Source organism: Micromonospora sp. NBC_01699, from assembly GCF_036250065.1.
In the GTDB taxonomy this organism is placed as follows: Bacteria; Actinomycetota; Actinomycetes; order Mycobacteriales; family Micromonosporaceae; genus Micromonospora_G.
Genome location: NZ_CP109199.1, coordinates 7,430,300 through 7,451,215, shown reverse-complemented (window position 1 = coordinate 7,451,215; position 20,916 = coordinate 7,430,300). Strand labels below are relative to the sequence as shown.

Genomic DNA, 20,916 nt, shown 5'->3' with positions numbered 1-20,916 from the left:
GGGCACTGCTGCCGGGCCGGCGCTGTCCGAGCGGGGGCTGGGCGCCACTATCCGTGCCGGACCACCGCTGTCCCAGCGGAGCTGGGGGCGACTATCCGCGTAGGTAGGCGAGCACGGCCAGGACGCGGCGGTGTTGTTCCTCGTCGGGGGGTAGGCGGAGCTTGGTGAAGATGTTTCGGACGTGCTTCTCGACGGCTCCGTCGCTGACCACCAGGGCGCGGGCGATGGCGGTGTTGGAGCGTCCTTCGGCCATCAGGCCGAGCACTTCGCGCTCGCGCGGGGTCAGTTCGCGCAGCGGGTCGTCGCGGCGGCGGCGGACCAGCAGTTGGCCGACCACCTCGGGGTCCAGCACGGTGCCGCCGCCGGCGACCCGGCGGAGCGCGTCGAGGAACTCGTCGATCGCGGCCACCCGGTCCTTGAGCAGGTAGCCGATCCCGCCGCCGGCGCCGGGTCCGGGATTGACCGTGGCGAGCAGGTCGTCGGCGTACGAGACCTCGACGTACTGGGAGAGGACCAGGATCGGGGCCCGGGGGACCAGTCGTCGGGCTTCGACCGCGGCCCGGAGCCCTTCGTCGGTGTGGGTCGGCGGCATCCGTACGTCGACGATCGAGACGTCGGGCAGGTGTGCGACCACTGCCTCGACCAGGGCGGTGCCGTCACCGACCGCGGCGACCACGTCGTGGCCGTGCTCGGTCAGCAGTCGGACCAGCCCCTCGCGGAGCAGGAACGCGTCGTCGGCGATCACTACACGCATGGCTCGGTTGTCTACCACGTTGTCGTCGGCCACGGCGTCACCGGCTCTGTTCGGGGTGGTGGTTTCGGTCAGCACGGAAGCTCGGCGCGGACCTCGGTCGGGCCGCCGGTCGGGCTGATCACGGTCAGGGTGCCGCCGGTGGCGCGTACGCGGTCGGCGATGCCGGCCAGGCCGTGCCCCTTGGAGAGGTGGGCTCCGCCCTCTCCGTCGTCGATGACGGCGATGTGCAACTGCCGGTCGGCGCGGGTGACGGTGAGCCAGCACTCGGTGGCCCGGCTGTGCTTGGCGACGTTGGTCAGGGCTTCGGCCACCACGAAGTAGGCGGCGTTCTCGACCGCCGGGTCGAGCCGGCCGGTGGGCGTACCGAGTTGGGGGTCGACGGTGAGGTCGATCGGGATCAGCCCCCGGCCGGCGAGCGCGGCGAGGGCGCTGGGCAGGCCCCGGTCGACCAGGATCGGTGGCGCGATGCCCCGGGAGAGGGCCCGCAGCTCGGCGAGGGTGTCCCGGGTCTGGGCCAGCGCCTCGTCGAGGGTGCGCCGGGCGGCGTCCGGGTCGGTGCCGAGTTGATGTTGGGCCCGGCTGATGTCCATGGCGAGCCGGACCAGGCGCTGCTGGGGGCCGTCGTGGATGTCACGTTCGAGCCGGCGCAGCGCGCTGGCCTCGGCGGAGACCGCCGCTCGCTTCTGTTCCTCCAGCACGGTGATCCGGTTGCGCATCTCGGCGACCCCGGTGAGCAGGGCCCGGCCGAAGCTGGCCTGGAGCAGTGCGCAGCCGCGTACGACGATCGGCAGGGTGATCAGGAAGAAGATGCCGAAGGCGCTGTTCAGGCCGATCCGGGCGCCGGCCGAGTCGCCGAGTCCGAGCAGCACGTTCAGCTCCTCGTCCCCGTCGCTGCGCGGCAGGGTCCAGTCGTACGCCCAGTAGAGCGACCCGCCGATGGCGGCGGCCCACCAGACGACGGTGACGATGAAGGTGGACAGGGCCACCACCAGCTTGCCGCAGCCGTGGGCCAGGTCGAGCCAGGACTGGCCGTCGGTGATCGGTACGAAGATCCGCCGCCAGGCGTTCGCCTCGGGCTCGGCGGTGCGGTACCGGGGCCGGATCCGGGGCTGGTGCAGTACGGCGGGAATGCGTCGCCGCTCGATGTCGGCCCAGCCTCGGGCGGCGTAGAGCGTGCCGGCGAGGATCGGCAGTCCGATCACGGTCACCATCAGGCCGATGCCCAGCGCCAAGCCGATGATCAATACGATGAAGCTGGCCAGCGCGAGTGGGAACCCGAGCAGCACGTACGCCGAATCGACGCCGAGTTGGCGCAGAATCGTCGACGGGGCCGGTTCGGCGTTGGCGGTGACGGTGGTCATGCCCTCCACGCTAGGCAACCGGACGACCGGTCCATATCCCGTCGGCCTGCCTATTTCCGGTAGGGCTGGCCTCACCTGCTCCGGTCCTCGCGTACCCACGTTAGCCTGTCGAGTTGGCGAGAATAGTCGGAATTGAGCAATAATCGACATGGCGGAACCGTCCCGCCCTCAAGCCGATCTTGTGAATGGAGTTCCTGGTGAAGCCGTGTCGCGGGGCTTCAAGATCGCGATTTGTGCACGTCTTCACAAGCGCCTACTCTGTTACTCCGACGAGCCCTGCTAGCACAGCCGGTCACAGCGGTCGCAAGCGGGAGCCCTCTAACGGCCCGCCACTCCGGTTGGTCGAGGATCGCACCGCACGGAGTCACATGAGTCAGCACCGCCCCGCAGGCGCGTCCGGGCGCGCCGGTGCCGTTCCGGCGCTTCCGGATCTTCCTGAGGCGACGGTCGCCCGGCTACCCGAATACCTGCGTGCCCTGCACAACCTCGCCGAGGCCGGCGACGACACGGTCTCCAGTGAGGGGCTGGCCGCCGCGGCCGGGGTCAATTCGGCCAAGCTGCGCAAGGATCTCTCACACCTCGGCTCGTACGGCACCCGGGGGGTCGGTTACGACGTCGCCCTCCTGATCGACCAGATCGAGTACGTCCTCGGCCTCACCCAGCGCCGCGCGGTCGCACTGGTCGGCGTGGGTAATCTCGGTCACGCTCTGGCCGGCTACGCGGGCTTCGCCAGCCGTGGTTTCCGGATCGCCGCCCTGTTCGACGCCGACGCCGCGCGGGTGGGCGAGGAGATCAACGGGCTGACCGTCCGGCACATCGACGACCTGCCGGTGACCGCGGCCGAGGAGGCGATCGCGATCGGTGTGATCGCCACCCCCGCCTCCGCCGCACAACGGGTCGCCGACCTGCTGGTGGCCGCCGGCGTGACCAGCATCCTCAACTTCGCGCCCTGCGTGCTCGGGGTGCCGGAGGGAGTGGACGTGCGCAAGGTCGACCTCGCGATCGAGTTGCAGATCCTCTCCTTCCACGAACACCGCAAGGCATCGTTGACCGCACTGCCCGGTGGGCGGGCCGAGGTCGATCCGAACCTCGCCGCCACCGGTACCGAGGACGCCAGCGGCACCGGCACCGGGGCCAAGGAACCCGCCCCGCCGGGTCGTCCCCGCTCGAACCGTACGGAGGTGGTCGGCTCGTGAACCTGCTCGTCGTCGGCGCGTCCTACCGCACCGCCCCGGTCGCCACCCTGGAGCGGCTGTCGGTCTCCACGGCCGACCTGCCCCGGATCCTCGATCGCCTGCTCGCCCAGCCCTACGTCGGTGAGGCCGTGGTGGTCTCGACCTGCAACCGGGTCGAGATATACGCCGCGGTGTCCGGCTTCCACGGCGGTCTCGGCGACATCTGCACGGTGCTCGCCACCGAGGCCGGCTGCTCGCCCGCCGACCTCGCCAACCACCTCTACGTGCACTACGACGAGGCCGCGGTCGAGCACGTGTTCCGGGTGGCCACCGGGCTGGACTCGATGGTCGTCGGCGAGGCGCAGATCCTGGGCCAGCTCCGGGACGCCTACCACGTGGCGACCGAGGCCGACGCGACCGGCCGGCAACTGCACGAGTTGATGCAGCAGGCGCTCCGGGTCGGCAAGCGGGCCCATTCCGAGACCGGCATCGACCAGGCGGGCCAGAGCGTGGTCAGCGCCGGGCTGGAGATCGCCGCCAACCGGCTCGGCGGATCCCTGTCCGGCCGGCCGGCACTGGTGATCGGCGCGGGTGCGATGGGTGCGCTCGCCGTAGCGACGCTGACCCGGCTCGGGCTCGGCTCGATAGCGGTCACCAACCGGGGCGCCGACCGGGCGTCGCGGCTGGCCGAGGCGTACGGCGCCACCGCCGTCCCCTTCGATGATCTTACCGTAGCCCTGTCCACTGTGGACATCGTAGTCACCGCCACCGCGGCGATCGAGCCGGTGCTCACCCGCGACACGGTGGCCGCCGCCCTGGCCCGACGAGTCGCGAACGGGTCCGCCGCCACGCCGCTGGTCCTGCTCGACCTCGCCGTACCCCGGGACGTCGACGCGGCCGTCGCCGAGCTGCCCGGCGTACTCGTGGTCGACATCGACCGGCTCGCGGCCGACCTCGCCGACGGACCGGTCGCCACCGACGCCGCCGCGGTCGCCGACATCGTCACCAGCGAGGTGGCGGCCTTCCTCACCTGGCTGCGCGGCGCCGACGTGGTGCCGACCGTGGCCGCCCTGCGCGCCCGCGCCGACGAGGTGGTCACCGCCGAACTGCGCCGGCTCGCCCAGCGCCGGCCCGACCTCACCGACGACCAGCGGGCCGACGTCGCACACACCGTGCACCGGGTGGTCCAGCGGCTGCTGCACCAGCCGACCGTACGGGTCCGCCAGCTCGCCGCCGAACCCGGCGGCGACCAGTACACCGCCCTGCTGCGTGAACTCTTCGACCTGGAAGTACCGAACACCGCACAGGTCGACACCGTGCCCGAGATCGCCCCCCGGCTGTCGCTGCCCGCTCCGGGAGGTGACCGATGACCGCCCTGCGCCTGGGAACCAGGGGCAGCGCCCTGGCCATGGCCCAGTCCGGCATGGTCGCCGACGCCGTCCGGGCCGCCACCGGCCGAGAGGTCGAACTGGTCGAGGTGGTCACCGCCGGCGACCGGTCCTCCGCACCGGTGCAGCGGCTCGGCGTCGGGGTGTTCGTCTCGGCGCTGCGTGACGCGCTGCTCGCCCACGAGATCGACTTCGCCGTGCACTCGTACAAGGACCTGCCCACCGCACCCGCGGACGGCCTGCACATCGCGGCCGTGCCCGAGCGCGAGGACCCGCGCGACGCGCTCGTCGCCCGGGACGGTCGCACCCTGGCCGAACTGGCCCCCGGCTCGACCATCGGCACCGGCGCGCTGCGCCGGATCGCCCAACTGCACGCACTCGGGTTGCAGTTCGAGGTCGTCCCGATCCGCGGCAACGTCGACACCCGCGTCCAGCGGGTACTCGGTCCGAACGCGGACCTTGACGCGGTGGTGCTCGCCCGGGCCGGACTGGCCCGGCTCGGCCGCACCGCCGAGATCACCGAGACGCTCGATCCGATGCTGATGTTGCCCGCGCCCGCCCAGGGTGCCCTCGCGGTCGAGTGCCGGGCCGACGAGCCGGATCTGATCGAGCTGCTCGCCCTGCTCGACCACGCACCGACCCGGGCCGCGATCACCGCGGAACGGGCGTTGCTGGCCACCCTGGAGGCCGGCTGTAGCGCACCGGTCGCCGCATTCGCGGAACTCGCCGAGGGCGACGACGGCGATGAGATCTACCTGCGCGGGGCGGTGATCAGTCCGGATGGGGTCCATGACCTCCGGCTGTCCCGCACCGGTACGCCCGCCGACGCCGGGGAGATCGGTAAGGCACTCGCCGCCGAACTCCTCGACCGCGGCGCCGACTCGATCCTCGGTACGCCTTCGCACCCCGGCGCGAGGACCCAGCATTTTGGAGCACAGCCATGATCCGCACCCGTAAGCCCGCAGGCCACATCGCGTTCGTCGGGGCCGGCCCCGGCGACCCTGGCCTGCTGACCCGCCGGGCGCACGACGCGCTGGTCGAGGCGGACCAGGTCATCTTCGACCGGGGTGTCCCCGAGTCGTTGCTCGATGTCCTGCGCGCCGAGGCCAAGGAGGACGCCCAGTTCAGCCCGGCCGAGGGCGCCCCCGGCGACGTCGCCAAGGTACTGATCTCCGCGGCCCGGTCCGGGCTGTCGGCGGTGCACCTGGTCGCCGGTGACCCGTTCGGCCACGACTCGGTGGTCAAGGAGGTACAGGCGGTCGTCCGTACCGCGGTGCACTTCGAGGTGGTACCGGGCATCGGCCAGGCCGAGGGCGTGGCCAGCTACGCCGGGGTCCCGCTGCCGGGCGTACGCACCGCCGCCGACGTGGACGACGTCACCGCGCTGGACTTCGAGGCGCTCGCCGCCGCGGTCAACCGCGGTTCGCTCGCGCTCGCCGTGGACGCCGGTGATCTCGCCGCGGTCCGCGACGGCCTGCTCGCGGTCGGCGTCGACGGGGCCACCCCGGTCGGGGTGACCGGCGACGGCACCGGCGAGACGCAGTACACCACCACCTCGACCGTGGACAGCTTCGTCGCCGCCGCGCTCGGTTTCACCGGCCGCGTCGTACTCACCCTGGGTGCGGGCGTCAGCCAGCGGGACAAGCTGAGCTGGTGGGAGAACCGCCCGCTGTACGGCTGGAAGGTGCTCGTCCCACGCACCAAGGAGCAGGCCGGCGTGATGAGCGCCCGGCTGCGCGCGTACGGGGCGATCCCGTGCGAGGTGCCGACGATCGCGGTCGAGCCGCCCCGTACCCCGGCCCAGATGGAGCGGGCGGTCAAGGGCCTGGTCGACGGCAGGTACGCCTGGGTGATCTTCACCTCGGTCAACGCCGTACGCGCGGTTTGGGAGAAGTTCGCCGAGCACGGCCTGGACGCCCGCCACTTCGGTGGCGTCAAGATCGCCTGTATCGGTGAGGCCACCGCCGACGCGGTCCGTGCCTTCGGTATCCAGCCCGAGCTGGTGCCGGCCGGGGACCAGTCCTCGGAAGGGCTGCTGGCCGAGTTCTCCCCGCACGACGAGATCCTCGACCCGGTCGGCCGGGTGCTGCTGCCGCGCGCCGACATCGCCACCGAGACCCTCGCCGCCGGGCTGACCGAGCGGGGCTGGGAGGTCGACGACGTGACCGCCTACCGGACCGTCCGGGCGGCCCCGCCGCCGGCCGAGATCCGGGACGCGATCAAGTCCGGCGGGTTCGACGCGGTCCTGTTCACGTCCTCATCGACAGTGCGCAATCTAGTGGGTATCGCGGGCAAGCCGCACACTCGTACGGTGGTAGCGGTGATCGGGCCGAAGACGGCCGAGACGGCAACCGAGTTTGGTCTGCGGGTGGACGCCCAGCCGACCAACGCCTCGGTGCCCGATCTCGTCGAGGCACTCGCCTCGTACGCCGTCGAACTGCGCGAGAAGCTGATGGCGATGCCGGCGAAGCAGCGCCGTGGCTCGAAGGTGCAGGGGCCGACCGCGCTGCGGTTCCGCTGACCGACCGAGGAAAGGTCGGTGCGACCAGTCGGGTCGCGCCGACCGGTGGTACAGGAGGGCTCATGTCGTACCCCGACATCCGACCGCGACGGTTGCGGCGCACCCCGGCGATCCGTCGTCTGGTGACCGAGACCCGGCTGGCCCCGGCCGAGCTGGTGCTGCCGATGTTCGTCAAGGAGGGGCTGGCCGAGCCCCGACCGATCGCCACCCTGCCGGGGGTGCTGCAACACTCCCGCGACTCGCTGCGCAAGGCGGCGGTCGAGGCGGTCCAGGCCGGGGTCGGCGGCATCATGCTCTTCGGGGTGCCGGCGACCAGGGACGAGCGGGGCTCCGGCGGGGTCGACCCGGACGGCATCCTCAACGTGGCGCTGCGGGACCTGCACGCCGAGCTGGGCGACAGCACCGTGCTGATGAGCGACCTGTGCCTGGACGAGTTCACCTCGCACGGGCACTGCGGGCTGCTCGCCCCGGACGGCAGCGTCGACAACGACGCGACGCTGGCCGCGTACGCCGAGATGGCGGTGGCCCAGGCCGCCGCCGGCGTCCACATGGTGGGGCCGTCCGGGATGATGGACGGCCAGGTCGGCGTGGTCCGTCGGGCGCTGGACGCGGCCGGTTACCGGGACACCTCGATCCTGGCGTACGCGGTGAAATACGCCTCGGCGTTCTACGGCCCGTTCCGGGACGCGGTCGAGTCGGCGCTTGAGGGCGACCGGAAGAGCTACCAGCAGGACCCGGCGAACCTGCGGGAGTCGCTGCGTGAGGTCCAGCTCGACATCGCCGAGGGCGCCGACCTGGTGATGGTGAAGCCGGCGCTGCCCTACCTCGACGTGCTGGCCGCGATCCGCGACTCGGTGGACGTGCCGGTCGCCGCCTACCAGGTCTCCGGCGAGTACGCGATGGTCGAGGCCGCCGCGGCGAACGGCTGGGTGGACCGGGACCGGGCGATCATGGAGAGCCTCACCTCGATCCGTCGGGCCGGGGCGCAGATCATCCTCAGCTACTGGGCCGTCGAGGCGGCCAAGATGCTGCGCGAGAGCTACTGAGCGGCACGGTGGCCGGGTCCGGCGCTACGGCGTACCGGTTCCGGTGGCGTCCAGCCGGTGCACCAGTTCGGCGACATTCACGCCGTACTCGCACCAGTCCCGCTCGGCCCGGAAACCCAGCTCGGCGTTGACCTTGAGCATCGGCTCGTTGGCCTGGGCGTTCCAGGTCTGCACCTCGGCCAGGTCCGGCTCGGCCGTACGCAACTCGAACAGCATCCGCGCCTTGATCGCCCGGTCGATGCCGTAACCGCGGTGGTCCTGCACGATGATCGTGTCGTACTGGTCGGCCCGGGTCGGGTGCTGGGCCGGCACCACCACCTCGGTCAGCCCGGCGACCTCGCCGGTGCGCTCGTGCACGGCGAGCACGATGTACGGCTTCATGCCCCGCCGGTGCAGGCAGCTCAGGCTGTCCCGCAGCCGCTGCGGGTCGTAGGAGCTGGGCCGCAGGTCCAGGTCACCGTCGTCGATGTCGCGGATCTCGGCCTTGGCCCGCGCGTACGCGGCGAGCATCTCGTCCGGCGGACCACCGGGATAGAACTCCAGCCGGTAGCCGGAGCTGATGCCCTGGGCCATCTCCTCCAGCGTGACCCAGTCCACCGTGGACAGGGGCAGCACGCTGCGGGTCTCGACGTACTCCCGGGCGAAGCCGAGCGCCTCGAAGAAGTGGATCGCCGGGGTGTCGCCGATGACCTCCACCCCGATCGAGGAGAAACCCTCCTGGTACGTCCGTCGGGCCGCCTTGGCCAGCAGCTCCCGTCCCAGCCCCCGGCGTCGCGCGGCGGGGTGGACGAGCACGTCGATCACGCCGATGTCACCGAGCAGCAGGACATGAATGTGGCCCATGATCCGACCGGCCGTGCCGTCGGCCGCCGGTTCCTCCTGGGCGATCCAGGAAATCCGCCGTTCACCCGGCATCACCTCGGCCAGATACTCCCGAAGTGAGTTGTTCCGCCACTGAGGATCGGCCGGAAGGTCCGCCGCGAACGCCGCGTTGACAGTGTCCAGCAACGACTCGATCTCGGCGGACGACGCGGTCCGGGGATCCCACTCGCGCACCATCACCTGTACAGCTTGCCGCTAACCGCAGTCTGGCGAAAGTGGCCAATTCTTCAATGTACGTGGACCATTACGCTACGTCTAGACTACGCCCGGCTGTTGGCACCGTACTCGTTGGCCTTGTTGAACACGTCCTGAGCGTAAACATGCAGGTTGTTGTAGGAGAGGATGGCGTTCCACCAGTCTTCGATCACGGAGAGGTTCCGGGTGCCCTTGCACAGATAGTTACCGGCCGCGAGGGCTGCGTCATCGAGGTCCTGGGGGTTTTTCACCCCGTCGTTGTCCGCGTCGACGCCACTTTCCTGCCAGGTGGTGGGGATGAACTGCATCGGACCGACCGCCCGGTCGTAGGTGACGTCGCCGTCGAGCGCGCCACGGTCGGTGTCCATGATCCGCATTCGGTTCCCCTGGCCGTCCAGGGGTTCGCCGATGATCTTCGGAGTGGACGCTCCCTTCGCGTCGAGCTGGGCGCCGTTCGCGGTGCCGTGTCGCGACTCGACGTACCCGATCGCGGCCAATGTGGTCCAGCTCAGCTTGCAGGCCGGTCTGGTCTGCGCGAGTACCAGCTCGGCGTAGCCGTACGCCTCCATCGCCAGCGGCGCCACCCCGGTCCGCGCCGAGGTCTGCTGGGCCCAACCGGTGAGGACGTCCGCCGGCCGGGCGGTTGCCGGCAGTGCGCCCGGCAGACCGCCGGTGGGCAGCGGCCCGGCGCCGTCGGAGGGGACGACCGAGCCGTCCGGCCCGGTGGGTGGTGCGGTGAGGTCGGGGTTGGGGCCACCGGCGTTGCCGGCACGGGACGGCGGCACGTGCGACGTGGCCGGGATCAGCACCCCGCCGGCCAGCCCGGCCGCCGCGATCAGCGCCAGGATGAGCATCGCGGGCAGGACCAACCGCCCGCTGCCGCCCCTGGACCAGGACCGGACCGCGCGGGTGGTCGCGGCGGGGATCTGGCGGGCTGGCGGGAACCGCCGCAGGGCGTGCGCGAACGGCACCCGGGTCCGCCGGCCACGGGTGGCCGCCCCCGCCGGGGTGGCGTCGCCGGTGGTGGCGCCGTCCGGGCCCGGCGTGGTCGTGTCCCCCGTCGCGCCGTCGGTCTTCGTCTCCGGGTCCCCGGTCGCCGCCCCGGCCTCGGTGGCCTCCGGATCGCCCGAACCGGCGCCGGCCCGCCCCTCGTCGCCCGGTACGGCATCGGCTCGCTTGGCGTCGCCCGGTACGGCGTCGGACAGCCCGACGTTGGCCGTTACGGCGTCGGCTGGCTTCGCTTCGGCGGGTGCGGCGTCGGTCGGCTCGGGGGTGACCGCCGTGCTGACGGCCAGCCCCGGACGGTCGGGCTCGGGGGTCGTCGGCGTCGCGTCGGCCCCGATGGCGTCGGCCGGAGCCGGGTCCACGGGCCTCGCGCGCACCGGTTCCGGTGCCGCTCCCGAACTCGCGAGCGGACCGTCGAGCAGGGGTACGGCCCGCCGCAGCGGTCGAACCGCCGAGCTGTCCGCGCCGTCGGTCACGCGCTCTTCCCCGTCCGCCACGCGTCGAGTATTACCCACCCCGGGGAAAATCGTCAGGGGCGGTCGTACGCTGTTGCCATGCCCCGGTATGAGTTCCGCTGCCGCGCCTGCGGTGACACCTTCGAGATGAATCGACCGATGGCCGAGGCGTCCGCGCCTGCGGCCTGCCCGCAGGGCCACGACGACACGGTGAAGCTGCTCTCCGCCGTGTCGGTGACCGGTCGCGGTGGTTCGGCGATGGGTGGCCCGGCACCGGCCGGCCCGGCCGGCGGCGGTGGCGGTTGTTGCGGTGGCGGTGGCTGCTGCTGAGTGGTGTCCTGCCGCCCACTCGCTCCGCACTTGTGGCAACTGTGCATAATGCCCGATGTGCACCGAACGTCTAAATTGTTCAGTAGTTGACGTTTAGTCGTTCTTCCATGGTCACGTAGTGAGTTGGCACCTTGGGTCGGCCTCGCCCCGTCCGTTCCTACGATGCGCTGTGACGTCGAAATACGGCAGCATAAACGCGACTTCCAGGGGGCGGAGGTTCCACGCATGTCGGTACGGATCCACCTGCCGAGTGGGCTGGTGACTTTCATGTTCACCGACATCGAGGGCTCGACCAGGTTGGCCCAGATGCTCGGTTCGGGCTATCGCCCGGTGCTCAGTGAGCACCGACGACTGCTCCGCTCCACCCTGGCCGCGAGCGACGGCACGGAACTCTTCACCGAGGGCGACTCGTTCTTCATCGCGTTCGCCGACGCGGCCGCCGCACTGGACGCCTGCCTGACCGCACAACGTGCACTGGCCAGCCACGAGTGGCCCACGCCCGAGGCCACCCCACGGGTCAGGATGGGGCTGCACACCGGCCACGCCGAGCCGCTCGCGGGCGAGTACGCCAGCCCCGAGGTGCACCGCGCCGCCCGGATCGCCGCCGCGGCGCACGGCGGACAGGTGCTCTGCTCCGGCGCGACCGCCCGGCACGCGGCACCACTGCCGCCCGGAGCATCGCTGCTCGACCTGGGACTGCACCGGCTGCGCGGCTTCGACGACCGGGAACGCCTCTTCCAACTGGTCGCCCCCGGGCTGGAGCGCCAGTTCCCCCGGCCGCGTACCGCGGATGCCGTACCGCACAACCTGCCGACCCAGGTCACCTCGTTCGTCGGGCGCCGGGCGGAACGAGCCGACCTGCACCGCCTGGTCAACGAGCAACGTCTGGTCACCGTGGTCGGGGCCGGTGGCGCGGGCAAGACCCGGCTCGCGGTCGAGGTGGTCGGTGCCGACGTGGAGACGTACCCGGACGGGGTCTGGTTCGTCGACATCGCGGCGGTGACGGATCCGGGCCTGGTCGCCTTCGCCATCGCCGCGGTGCTCGGGCTGCGACCCGAGCCCGGCCGACCGATGTCGGAGACCCTGGTCGAGTACGCCGCGTCGCGGCGGATGCTGGTCCTGCTGGACACCTGTGACGCCCAGCCGGCGGCCTGCGCCGAGGTCATCGCCCGGCTGCTCACCGGCGGCAGCGGCGTGCGGGTGCTGGCGACCAGCCGGGAATCGCTCGGCCTGCCGGGCGAGGTGGTGTGGCGGATCCCGCCGCTATCCGTCGAGCCGGGCCCCGGCGGCGGTCCGAGCGACGCGATAGCGCTGCTGCTCGACCGCACGGTGGCCGCCCGTGGAGGCCGGCGTTCCAGCCCCGCCGAGTCGGCCGACCTGGAACGGGTGGTGGCCCGGTTGGACGGCCTTCCGCTCGCCATCGAGCTGGCCGCCGCCCGGCTGCGGATCCTCTCCGCGAGCCAGCTCGCCGGGCGGCTGGACGACGTGCTCGGCGCGCTGGACGCCGGGCGGGACGAGCCGGAACAGCCCGAACCGGCACCCAGGTGGATCGCCAACCAGCACGACACCGTCGACCTGGCCGCCGCCGCGCTGGGCGTGGCCCCGGCCGCCGCCACCCGCGCCGCCCAACGGTCGGCGACCCAGCGACACGTCACCATGCAGGCGACCGTGACCTGGTCGTACCGTACGCTCGGGCCCCGCGCCGCGCGGCTGCTGCGCTGGCTCGCGGTCTTCTCCGGCCCGGTCGACCTGGCCACCGTGGAGTGGCTGCTTGACGACGACCCGCTCGACCCGCTCTCGGTGCTCGCCGACAAGTCCATGATCCAGGTCGAGCCGAACGTGTCCGGCAGCACCTACCGGATGCTCGACCCGATCCGTGCCTATGCCGCCCGCCGCCTGGTCGACGCCGGCGAGGAGCAGGGCGCCCGGGACCGGCACGTGGCCTGGTCACTGCATGCCCTGCAACGGGCGTACCTGGGGCCGGACGACCGCCCGGTCACCCTGTCGCTGTACGCGCTCGACCCGCTCGCCGACGAGATGCGCGCCGCGCTGCGGTGGACGGCCACCGGTGGCAGCGCCCGCCAGGGCCTGCAACTGGCCGGCGGCCTCGACCAGTGGTGGCGCGAACGCGGACTGGCCCGGGAGGGGCGGCTGTGGCTGTTCCGGCTCTACGGTCGGATCGCCGAAACCGGTGAGCGGATCCCCGAGGCGGAGCTGGCTGCGGCGTACCACATGCACTCGCTGCACGCCGGGGCGGACGGCGAGTTCGCCGAGGAACTGCGCTTCTCGCAGCGGGCCGAGTCGGCCGCCCGGCAGGCCGGTGACGCCGGTCTACAGGCGCGGGTGCTGGCCGGACGGGCCGCACCGCTGATCGACATGGGGCAGCTCGCCGAGGCCGAGCGGGTCTGCCGGGAGGTGATCGCCTGGGCGCACCAGAACGACGTCTCCGGCGACGCGCTGTTCGCCGTCTACAGCCTGGCCGAACTGCTCTGGCGCCGGTGCGCGCTGGACGAGGCGGCCGAGCTGCTCGGGGCGGCCCGCCCGGTGGAGGCGGCCCGCCCGACCGAGCGGGCCCGGCGCTCGGTCGACATGCTGCTCGGCATGGTGGCGCTGTCCCGAGGCGACCTGGTCGCCGCGCACGACCACCTGGTGGTGGCGCTTCGTTCCCGGATGGGGCACGGATTCCACGGACGCGCCTGCGACACGATCAACGCGATCGCGGTGCGCTGCGCCTGGGGCGGTGACCCGGTCACCGCCGCCCGCCTGTTCGGCGCGGCCCAGGCGACCCGGTCGGCGATGCGCAGCACGGCCGGCATGTTCGGTCAGTACTGGCTGGAGGAGCAGGCCGGCCTGCGGGGCGTACTCGGTGACGGGGCGTTCGACGCGGCCTACGCGGAGGGGGCCGAGTTGACGTTGGAGGAGGCGGCCGCGGTGGCGCTCGCGGTCGACCATCCCGACCTGGCCGCCGGATCGATCCGTTTCTCCGGGGTGGAGCAGGCGGCCCAGCGGTCGAGGGCCGGGCGCGCCCCGGTCCGTTCCGATCCGCTGGGCGAGGCCCTCGACCGCCGTGAGCGTCCCGGTTCCTGACCGGACGAGCCGGGCTCGACGGGCGAGCCCGGCTCGGCGGGTGGAACCGGCTCAGTGGACGAGGCCGGCGCTCCGCTCGGCGTCGGACTTCATCTTGGCCACGCGGTCCAGGTCGGCCTGGCTGACGGCCACCTTGCCGAAGACGCTCACCGCCTCGTAGTAGATCCAGGCCAGGCTGGTGCAGGCCGGACGTACGATCGAGTTGTAGGTGGCGCAGGAGCGCTTGAGGTCCTCGTAGAAGGCGCTGTCCAACCGGGACTTGTTGGCCGGGAACTGGCCGATCGCCTTGAAGTTGCGGTAGCCGAAGTCGTGCCGGTAGCAGGAGAGCTCGAAGTTGAACCCGAGGGGGTTGTCCGGGCTCGACGAGCAGTAGTCGGTGGACCAGTCGAAGTTGTAGTCGGCCCAGGGAGCCTTGTTGTTCCGGGCGGCGTTCCAGTTGTTGTAGCTGGCGGCGCTGGTCTGGGTCCAACCGGTCAGGACGGAGAGCTTCTGGGCGGGCGTCACCGCGGCTGCGGGCGAGGCAACGCCGAGTATGCCGAGCAGGGCGAACGCTGCGGCGGCGAGCATTGTGGTCAACCGACGGGGCATGGGGGGATACCTCCGGAGGAAACGATGCCCGTGGTGGGGGCACCCGGGGGGATGGGGTTTTGTTACCGGCGGGTTACCGGGGTCTGCCCAGTCTCGATGAATCGTTGGACGTCGATCTCGATCTAGCATGAATATTTGTCGACATGCGTCGAAACAGACGCATGTCATCGGGCCGGCGTCACCGGGTCGAAACCACCGGTGACGGCGTGGCGGCCGGCGGCGCTGCCGCTCGATGCCGGGTGTCGGCCGCCCGTGCGTTTCCGGTCGCGGGTACCCGCTATGTTGTGGGCGTGCAGCAGAGTGTGGCGACCGGACCGGACCCGCGGTGATCCATTTCCCCGCCGTCCGGCAGGGCCCGTTGCGCGCCCTCAGCCTGCGACTTCTCGCCGCCATCGGCCTGGTGCTGATCATCGTCTTCGTGGTCTACATAGACCGGGACGGCTACCGGGACGTCAACGAGGACAACCTCACCCTGCTCGACTCCGCCTACTACGCGGTGGTGACCCTCTCGACCACCGGGTACGGCGACATCACCCCCATCTCACCCTCCGCCCGGTTGGTGAACGTCCTGATCATCACCCCGGCCCGGGTGCTGTTCCTGATCATCCTGGTCGGCACCACGCTGGAAGTCCTGACCGAGCAGTACCGCACCAACCTCCGCATGACGCGGTGGAGGAAAACTGTGAAAGACCACGTCATCATCTGCGGTTACGGCACCAAGGGCCGCAGCGCCATCAGCGCCCTGCTGGAGACCGAATACGACAAGTCGAAGATCGTCGTGGTGGAGCGCAGCGCGACCGCCGTACGGCAGGCCACCGCCGCCGGACTGGTCGCCATCGAGGGCTCGGCCACCCGGTCCTCGGTGCTCAACGAGGCACACGTCAAGAACGCCAAGGCGGTGATCATCGCCACCGACAGCGACGACGCGTCGGTGCTGGTCGCGCTCACCGTACGGCAGCTCACCGCCGGCCAGGTGCGGATCATCGCGGCCGTACGCGAGGCCGAGAACGCGCCCCTGCTGAAGCAGAGCGGCGCGCACCACGTGATCGTCTCGTCCGCCACCGCCGGCCGGCTGCTCGGCCTGTCCACCTCCGCCCCGCCGCTGATCGACGTGGTCGAGGACCTGCTGACCCCCGGTCAGGGCATGGCGCTGGCCATGCGGTCGGCCGAGCGGCGCGAGGTCGGCACCTCACCCCGCGAGGTCGAGGCGCTCGTCATCGCGCTGATCCGGCGCGGCAAGGTGGTCTCGGTGGTGGAACCGGCCGGGGTGCGGATCGAAACCGGCGACATGCTGGTCTTCGTACGCGACGACCGTCCGTCCACCACGCAGGTCTGACCGCTCCGGCCCCCGTACGACGCGAGCAGGGCCCCGTGGACGACCACGGGGCCCTGCTGCACGTGCCGGTGGTGCGAGCTAGCTGATGGTCCAGGTGTCGCCGCTGTTGAGCAGGCCGGCGAGCTGCTGCTCCGGGGTGTCGGTGTTGCCGGCGACGGCGGTGGCGACCTGCTCCTGCACGATGCTGTCGTAGGACGGCCGGGACACCTTGCGAAGCACCCCGATCGGCGTGTTGCGCAGGTCGAAGCCGGGCAGCCGGGAGAGCGCGAACGCGTACGCCGGCTCGGTCACCCCGGTGTCGTGCACCACGATGTCCTCGGGGCGGACCGAGGCGGTGTCGCGTACTTCCAGGCCGAAGCCGCCCGGCGCCTGTACGACGCAGAACTGCCCCTGCGCGCCGAACGTGATCGGCTGGCCGTGCTCCAGCCGGATCAGGTAGTCGTCGCGCGTACCCGGCTCCTTGAGCTGCTCGAACGCGCCGTCGTTGAAGATGTTGCAGTTCTGGTAGATCTCGACGAACGCCGAGCCCTGGTGCTCGGCGGCGGCCCGGAGCACCGACTGGAGGTGCTTGCGGTCGGAGTCGATGGTGCGGGCGACGAAGGTCGCCTCCGCGCCGAGCGCCAGCGACAGCGGGTTGAACGGCGAGTCCGCCGAGCCGACCGGGGTCGACTTGGTGATCTTGCCGACCTCCGAGGTCGGCGAGTACTGCCCCTTGGTCAGGCCGTAGATCCGGTTGTTGAACAGCAGGATCTTCAGGTTGACGTTGCGGCGCAGCGCGTGGATCAGGTGGTTGCCGCCGATGGAGAGGGCGTCGCCGTCACCGGTGACCACCCAGACCGACAGGTCCGGCCGGGACACCGACAGGCCGGTCGCGATCGCCGGGGCCCGCCCGTGGATCGAGTGCATCCCGTACGTGTTCATGTAGTACGGGAAGCGGGACGAGCAGCCGATGCCGGAGACGAAGACGGTCCGCTCACGCGGGATCTGCAACTCGGGCATGAACGACTGGACCGCGGCCAGGATCGCGTAGTCACCGCAACCGGGGCACCAGCGCACCTCCTGGTCGGACTTGAAGTCCTTGGTGGTGAGCTTGAGAGCGAGGGGCTCAGGCATTCTTCACTACCTCTTCCAGCATGGACTCCAGCTCGGCGGCGGTGAAGGGCAGCCCCCGGACCTGGTTGTAGCTGATCGCGTCGACCAGGAAGCGGGCCCGGATCACGTGCGCGAGCTGGCCGAGATTCATCTCCGGAATGACCACCCGGTCGTACGCCCGCAGCACCTCGCCGAGGTTGGCCGGCATCGGCGACAGGTGGCGCAGGTGCGCCTGGGCCACCGAGAGCCCGTGCTGCCGCAGCGCCCGGCAGGCCGCGCCGATCGGCCCGTAGGTGGAACCCCAGCCGAGCACGAGCACCCGTGCGTCGCCGTCCGGGTCCTCGACCTCCAGGTCGGGCACCGGGATGGCCTCGATCCTGGCCGCCCGGGTACGGACCATGAAGTCGTGGTTCGCCGGGTCGTACGAGATGTCGCCGGTCTTGTCGGCCTTCTCCAGCCCGCCGATCCGGTGCTCCAGGCCGGGCGTGCCGGGGACCGCCCACGGCCGGGCCAGGGTCACCGGGTCGCGCAGGTAGGGCAGGAACGTGGTGCCGTCCTCGCCGTTGGGCTTGGTGGCGAACTCGACCCGCAGGTCGGGCAGGGAGTCGACCTCGGGCAGCAGCCACGGCTCGGAGCCGTTGGCGACGTAGTTGTCCGAGAGCAGGATCACCGGCGTGCGGTACGTCAGCGCGATCCGGGCCGCCTCGATCGCGGCGTGGAAGCAGTCCGACGGGGACCTCGGGGCGATCACCGCGACCGGCGCCTCGCCGTGCCGGCCGTACAGCGCCATGTTCAGGTCGGCCTGCTCGGTCTTGGTCGGCAGGCCGGTCGACGGGCCGGCCCGCTGCACGTCCACGATGACCAGCGGCAGTTCCAGCGCCACCGCGAGCGAGATGGTCTCGCCCTTGAGGGCGACGCCGGGGCCGCTGGTGGTGGTCACGCCGAGCGCCCCGCCGTACGACGCGCCGAGTGCCGCGCCGATCGCCGCGATCTCGTCCTCGGCCTGCATGGTCGTCACGCCGAACCGCTTGTGCTTGCTCAGCTCGTGCAGGATGTCCGAGGCCGGGGTGATCGGGTATGCGCCGAGGAAGACCGGCAGCTTCGCCCGGACACCGGCGGCCACCAGACCGAGCGACAGGGCCGCGTTCCCGGTGATGTTGCGGTAGGTGCCGGGGTTCATCTTGGCCGGCTTGACCTCGTACCGGACGCCGAAGTCCTCGGTGGTCTCGCCGAAGTTCCAGCCGGCCTTGAAGGCGGCGGTGTTGGCGGCGATCAGCTCGGGGCGCTTGGCGAACTTGCGTTCGAGGAACCGGATGGTGGACGCGTACGGCCGGGAGTACATCCAGGAGAGCAGGCCGAGGGCGAACATGTTCTTGGCCCGCTCGGCGTCCTTCTTGGCCACGTTCAGCTCGGTCAGCGCCCCGACGGTCATCGAGGTCAGCGCGACCGGGTGCAGCGCGTAGCTGTCGAGTGAGCCGTCTTCGAGCGGGCTGACCGTGTAGCCGACCTTGGCCAGGTTGCGCTTCGTGAACTCGTCGGTGTTGACGATGATGTCCGCGCCGCGGGGCAGGTCGGCCAGGTTGGCCTTGAGCGCCGCCGGGTTCATCGCGACCAGGACGTTCGGCGCGTCACCCGGGGTGAGGATGTCGTAGTCGGCGAAGTGCACCTGGAAGCTGGACACGCCGGGCAGGGTGCCGGCGGGTGCCCGGATCTCGGCGGGGAAGTTCGGCAGCGTCGAGATGTCGTTGCCGAGCTGCGCGGTTTCCGAGGTGAAGCGGTCGCCGGTGAGCTGCATCCCGTCGCCGGAGTCGCCGGCGAACCGGATCACCACCCGATCCAGTTGACGGACCTGCTTGGTCACGTGACCTCCTGTCGCCGGCCGGCGGTTCGGACGCCTTGTCGGTCTGTCCCCGCCCTGTCTCCGAGAGCCTACGTCGGACCCTTAGGTAAACCTTCCCCCAGGTCCGTCCGATGGGAAGGTCAAGAAAGCGGATTTACCGGTATTTGCCTGGTCAAACTTTATCGACGTAACCCAGATCACTGAAGGTTCGGTCCGGTTCCCGATCCATCATCGCCCGAGGCCGGGCGCCGATACCGCCGATTGCGCGGCCGCTCCCGAAGTCCGCACGATCGCGGGTCCGCCCCGGTCAGTGCGTGTGCCGGCGCAGCGTCACGGCGGCGAACGTCAGTGCCACCACCACCAGCAGGCCGGAGACCACGATCAGCCCGATGGCGGTCCGCTGCACGCCGGTCAGCCCGTCGTCCGGACGGGAGACCGGTCGCACCACCAGTACCCCCTGGGAACCGACCGGCGTCGCACCGGCCGTACCGACGGTGCCGCCGGCGGCGACCGCGCTGATCCGGAAGCTCATCTGGATCCGGTCGGTCCGGCCGTGTGCCGGGACGAGGGTGCCGATGGCGGCCCCGGACAGCGGAGCCATCCGCTGGGCGTCCGGCGTCGCGGCGACCGGTAGCCGTACGGTGGCGGTCTGACCCGCCCGGACCCGGCCGAGGTCGCAGGCGACCCGGGACGTACCGGTCGGGCCGGCGCCGGACGGGTCGGGATCGGTCGGGGCCGGGACGGCGGCTGACGGCACGGTCGGGCGGCAGCCGCTCGGTGGGGTCGGCACGGTGACGCCGGCCGGCAGGACCACATCGACGGTGCCCGCCGCGTCGGCCGTACCGGTGTTGCCGAGCCGGACCACCAGCGTGGTCGGCGTCCCGGTCACGTCGAAGGCGACCTCGTCGGCGCCGAGCGTCACTCCGGCCGACGGCGGGCCGGCCGGGAAGAGCACCGCGAAGCCCTCGTCGTCGGTCACCGCGGCCACCCCCGGTCGAGCCGGGTCGGTGGCGCTGACCTGCACCGAACCGTCGAGGGGCATCCGCTGCCAGGCGTCGGCGGCGACCAGGACCCGGATCCGGGCGCTGAACCGGGCGCCGGCCGCGGCGGTCCAGGCGCCGCACTGGTACGTCCCGTTCCCGGTCGCCGAACAGCCTTCGGTGCCGGCGTCGGTGACGCCGCTGGGCAGCGCGTACCGCAGCCGGACGAGCTGCGGCACGTCGCCGGTGTTCGTCACGGTCACCCGCAGTTCGGCCGTGGTGTTCCGGGCGCCCCAGTAGGCGTCGGTGAGGGTGATGTCGCCGGTGCCGACCGTGACCCCGAGCCGGGGTGGTCCCGGCCGCGACGGCGGCCTGGGCAGGGTGCCGGGCGGCCGCGGGGAGGAGGACGGTACGGGGTCGGGGTCGCCGGTCGGCGGCGGGTCGACCGGCGGGGGCGGATCGGTCGGCCCGCCCGTCGGCGGAGCATCGGTCGGCGGAGCGTCGGTCGGTGGCTCGGCGGCCGGTGGCGTGGTCGGTTGCCCGGTTTCCGGTGGTTGGCTCGGTTCCGGTTCCGCCGGGGCGGTCCCCCCGCCGCTCGGCTGTTCCGGCTCGGGCACGGCCCGGACGGTCGCGGCGGCGGGCCGGCCCCCGTCGACGGCCAGGAGCGCGGCGAACCCCACGGTGGTGAGCGCGACGAGCGCCGCGACGGCCAGGGTGGCGCTCGTTCGTGCCCGGTTCCCGGTACGGCCGCGGCCACCGCCCCGCCGGAGGGTGTGCCGAGGTGTGCGAGTACGTGGTTCGAACTCGACGCCTGCCATCCGGTCCTCCGTGGTGCTGCTCGGTCAGCCCCATTATTCGGCGCCGCCGGGCCGGGTACGGCG

The 20,916-nt window shown here is 71.7% G+C and carries 15 protein-coding genes and 1 pseudogene; 8 read left to right on the top strand and 8 right to left on the bottom strand.

The window, feature by feature from the left end; translation table 11 throughout:
* Positions 1 to 91 precede the first annotated feature (91 nt).
* Together OG792_RS30695 and OG792_RS30690 are read right to left on the bottom strand one after the other, a co-directional pair.
* Entirely contained in the window at positions 92 to 754 is a 663-nt protein-coding gene (locus OG792_RS30695; RefSeq protein WP_329111540.1) for a response regulator transcription factor, read from the bottom strand.
* Between the two features lie 68 nt (positions 755 to 822).
* Positions 823 to 2,115, bottom strand: a complete 1,293-nt coding sequence (locus tag OG792_RS30690) for a sensor histidine kinase (RefSeq protein ID WP_329104769.1) — start codon at positions 2,113 to 2,115, stop codon at positions 823 to 825.
* Between the two features lie 368 nt (positions 2,116 to 2,483).
* On the opposite strand from OG792_RS30690, the pseudogene OG792_RS30685 reads away from it, so the two are divergent.
* The 5 genes and pseudogenes from OG792_RS30685 to hemB all read left to right on the top strand — a co-directional run.
* Positions 2,484 to 3,239, top strand: a pseudogene (locus OG792_RS30685) (redox-sensing transcriptional repressor Rex); the annotation flags it as partial.
* A gap of 68 nt (positions 3,240 to 3,307) precedes the next feature.
* Positions 3,308 to 4,660, top strand: coding sequence for a glutamyl-tRNA reductase (locus OG792_RS30680; RefSeq protein ID WP_329104767.1), 1,353 nt, complete (start codon positions 3,308 to 3,310; stop codon positions 4,658 to 4,660).
* Positions 4,657 to 5,622, top strand: coding sequence for a hydroxymethylbilane synthase (hemC, locus tag OG792_RS30675; protein WP_329104765.1), 966 nt, complete (start codon positions 4,657 to 4,659; stop codon positions 5,620 to 5,622). The genes OG792_RS30680 and hemC overlap by 4 nt, the downstream gene beginning before the upstream one ends.
* Positions 5,619 to 7,199: a uroporphyrinogen-III synthase gene (locus OG792_RS30670; RefSeq protein ID WP_329104763.1), complete on the top strand. Its 1,581-nt coding sequence runs from the start codon at positions 5,619 to 5,621 to the stop codon at positions 7,197 to 7,199. Before hemC ends, OG792_RS30670 begins: the two co-directional genes overlap by 4 nt.
* 62 nt (positions 7,200 to 7,261) lie before the next feature.
* Positions 7,262 to 8,245: a porphobilinogen synthase gene (gene hemB / locus OG792_RS30665; protein ID WP_329104761.1), complete on the top strand. Its 984-nt coding sequence runs from the start codon at positions 7,262 to 7,264 to the stop codon at positions 8,243 to 8,245.
* A 24-nt stretch (positions 8,246 to 8,269) separates the two neighbouring features.
* Here the strand turns inward: hemB and OG792_RS30660 are convergent, their stop codons facing one another.
* Positions 8,270 to 9,304: a GNAT family N-acetyltransferase gene (locus tag OG792_RS30660; protein WP_329111539.1), complete on the bottom strand. Its 1,035-nt coding sequence runs from the start codon at positions 9,302 to 9,304 to the stop codon at positions 8,270 to 8,272.
* An 83-nt stretch (positions 9,305 to 9,387) separates the two neighbouring features.
* Positions 9,388 to 10,803 carry a lytic transglycosylase domain-containing protein gene (locus OG792_RS30655; protein WP_329104760.1) on the bottom strand — a complete coding sequence of 472 codons (1,416 nt, stop codon included), beginning with the start codon at positions 10,801 to 10,803 and terminating at the stop codon, positions 9,388 to 9,390.
* A 78-nt stretch (positions 10,804 to 10,881) separates the two neighbouring features.
* Here OG792_RS30655 and OG792_RS30650 point away from each other — a divergent pair, with 78 nt between their 5' ends.
* Positions 10,882 to 11,112 carry an FmdB family zinc ribbon protein gene (locus OG792_RS30650; protein ID WP_329104758.1) on the top strand — a complete coding sequence of 77 codons (231 nt, stop codon included), beginning with the start codon at positions 10,882 to 10,884 and terminating at the stop codon, positions 11,110 to 11,112.
* 225 nt (positions 11,113 to 11,337) lie between these two features.
* On the top strand, positions 11,338 to 14,199 hold the full coding sequence (locus tag OG792_RS30645; protein ID WP_329104756.1) for an NB-ARC domain-containing protein: 2,862 nt from the start codon (positions 11,338 to 11,340) through the stop codon (positions 14,197 to 14,199).
* A 51-nt stretch (positions 14,200 to 14,250) separates the two neighbouring features.
* On the opposite strand, the gene OG792_RS30640 is transcribed toward OG792_RS30645, so the two are convergent.
* Positions 14,251 to 14,787 carry a phospholipase gene (locus tag OG792_RS30640; RefSeq protein WP_329104754.1) on the bottom strand — a complete coding sequence of 179 codons (537 nt, stop codon included), beginning with the start codon at positions 14,785 to 14,787 and terminating at the stop codon, positions 14,251 to 14,253.
* A gap of 325 nt (positions 14,788 to 15,112) precedes the next feature.
* Between OG792_RS30640 and OG792_RS30635 the strand changes: the two genes are divergently transcribed.
* Positions 15,113 to 16,123, top strand: a complete 1,011-nt coding sequence (locus tag OG792_RS30635; protein ID WP_329104752.1) for a potassium channel family protein — start codon at positions 15,113 to 15,115, stop codon at positions 16,121 to 16,123.
* 78 nt (positions 16,124 to 16,201) lie between these two features.
* Here OG792_RS30635 and OG792_RS30630 read toward each other — a convergent pair whose 3' ends face one another.
* The 3 genes from OG792_RS30630 to OG792_RS30620 form a co-directional block, all read right to left on the bottom strand.
* Positions 16,202 to 17,236: a 2-oxoacid:ferredoxin oxidoreductase subunit beta gene (locus OG792_RS30630; RefSeq protein ID WP_329104750.1), complete on the bottom strand. Its 1,035-nt coding sequence runs from the start codon at positions 17,234 to 17,236 to the stop codon at positions 16,202 to 16,204.
* Positions 17,229 to 19,076, bottom strand: a complete 1,848-nt coding sequence (locus tag OG792_RS30625; RefSeq protein WP_329104748.1) for a 2-oxoacid:acceptor oxidoreductase subunit alpha — start codon at positions 19,074 to 19,076, stop codon at positions 17,229 to 17,231. Before OG792_RS30625 ends, OG792_RS30630 begins: the two co-directional genes overlap by 8 nt.
* 286 nt (positions 19,077 to 19,362) lie before the next feature.
* A complete protein-coding gene (locus tag OG792_RS30620) occupies positions 19,363 to 20,853 on the bottom strand; it encodes a hypothetical protein (protein ID WP_329104747.1) in 1,491 nt (496 codons plus the stop codon).
* Between the last annotated feature and the right edge of the window lie 63 nt (positions 20,854 to 20,916).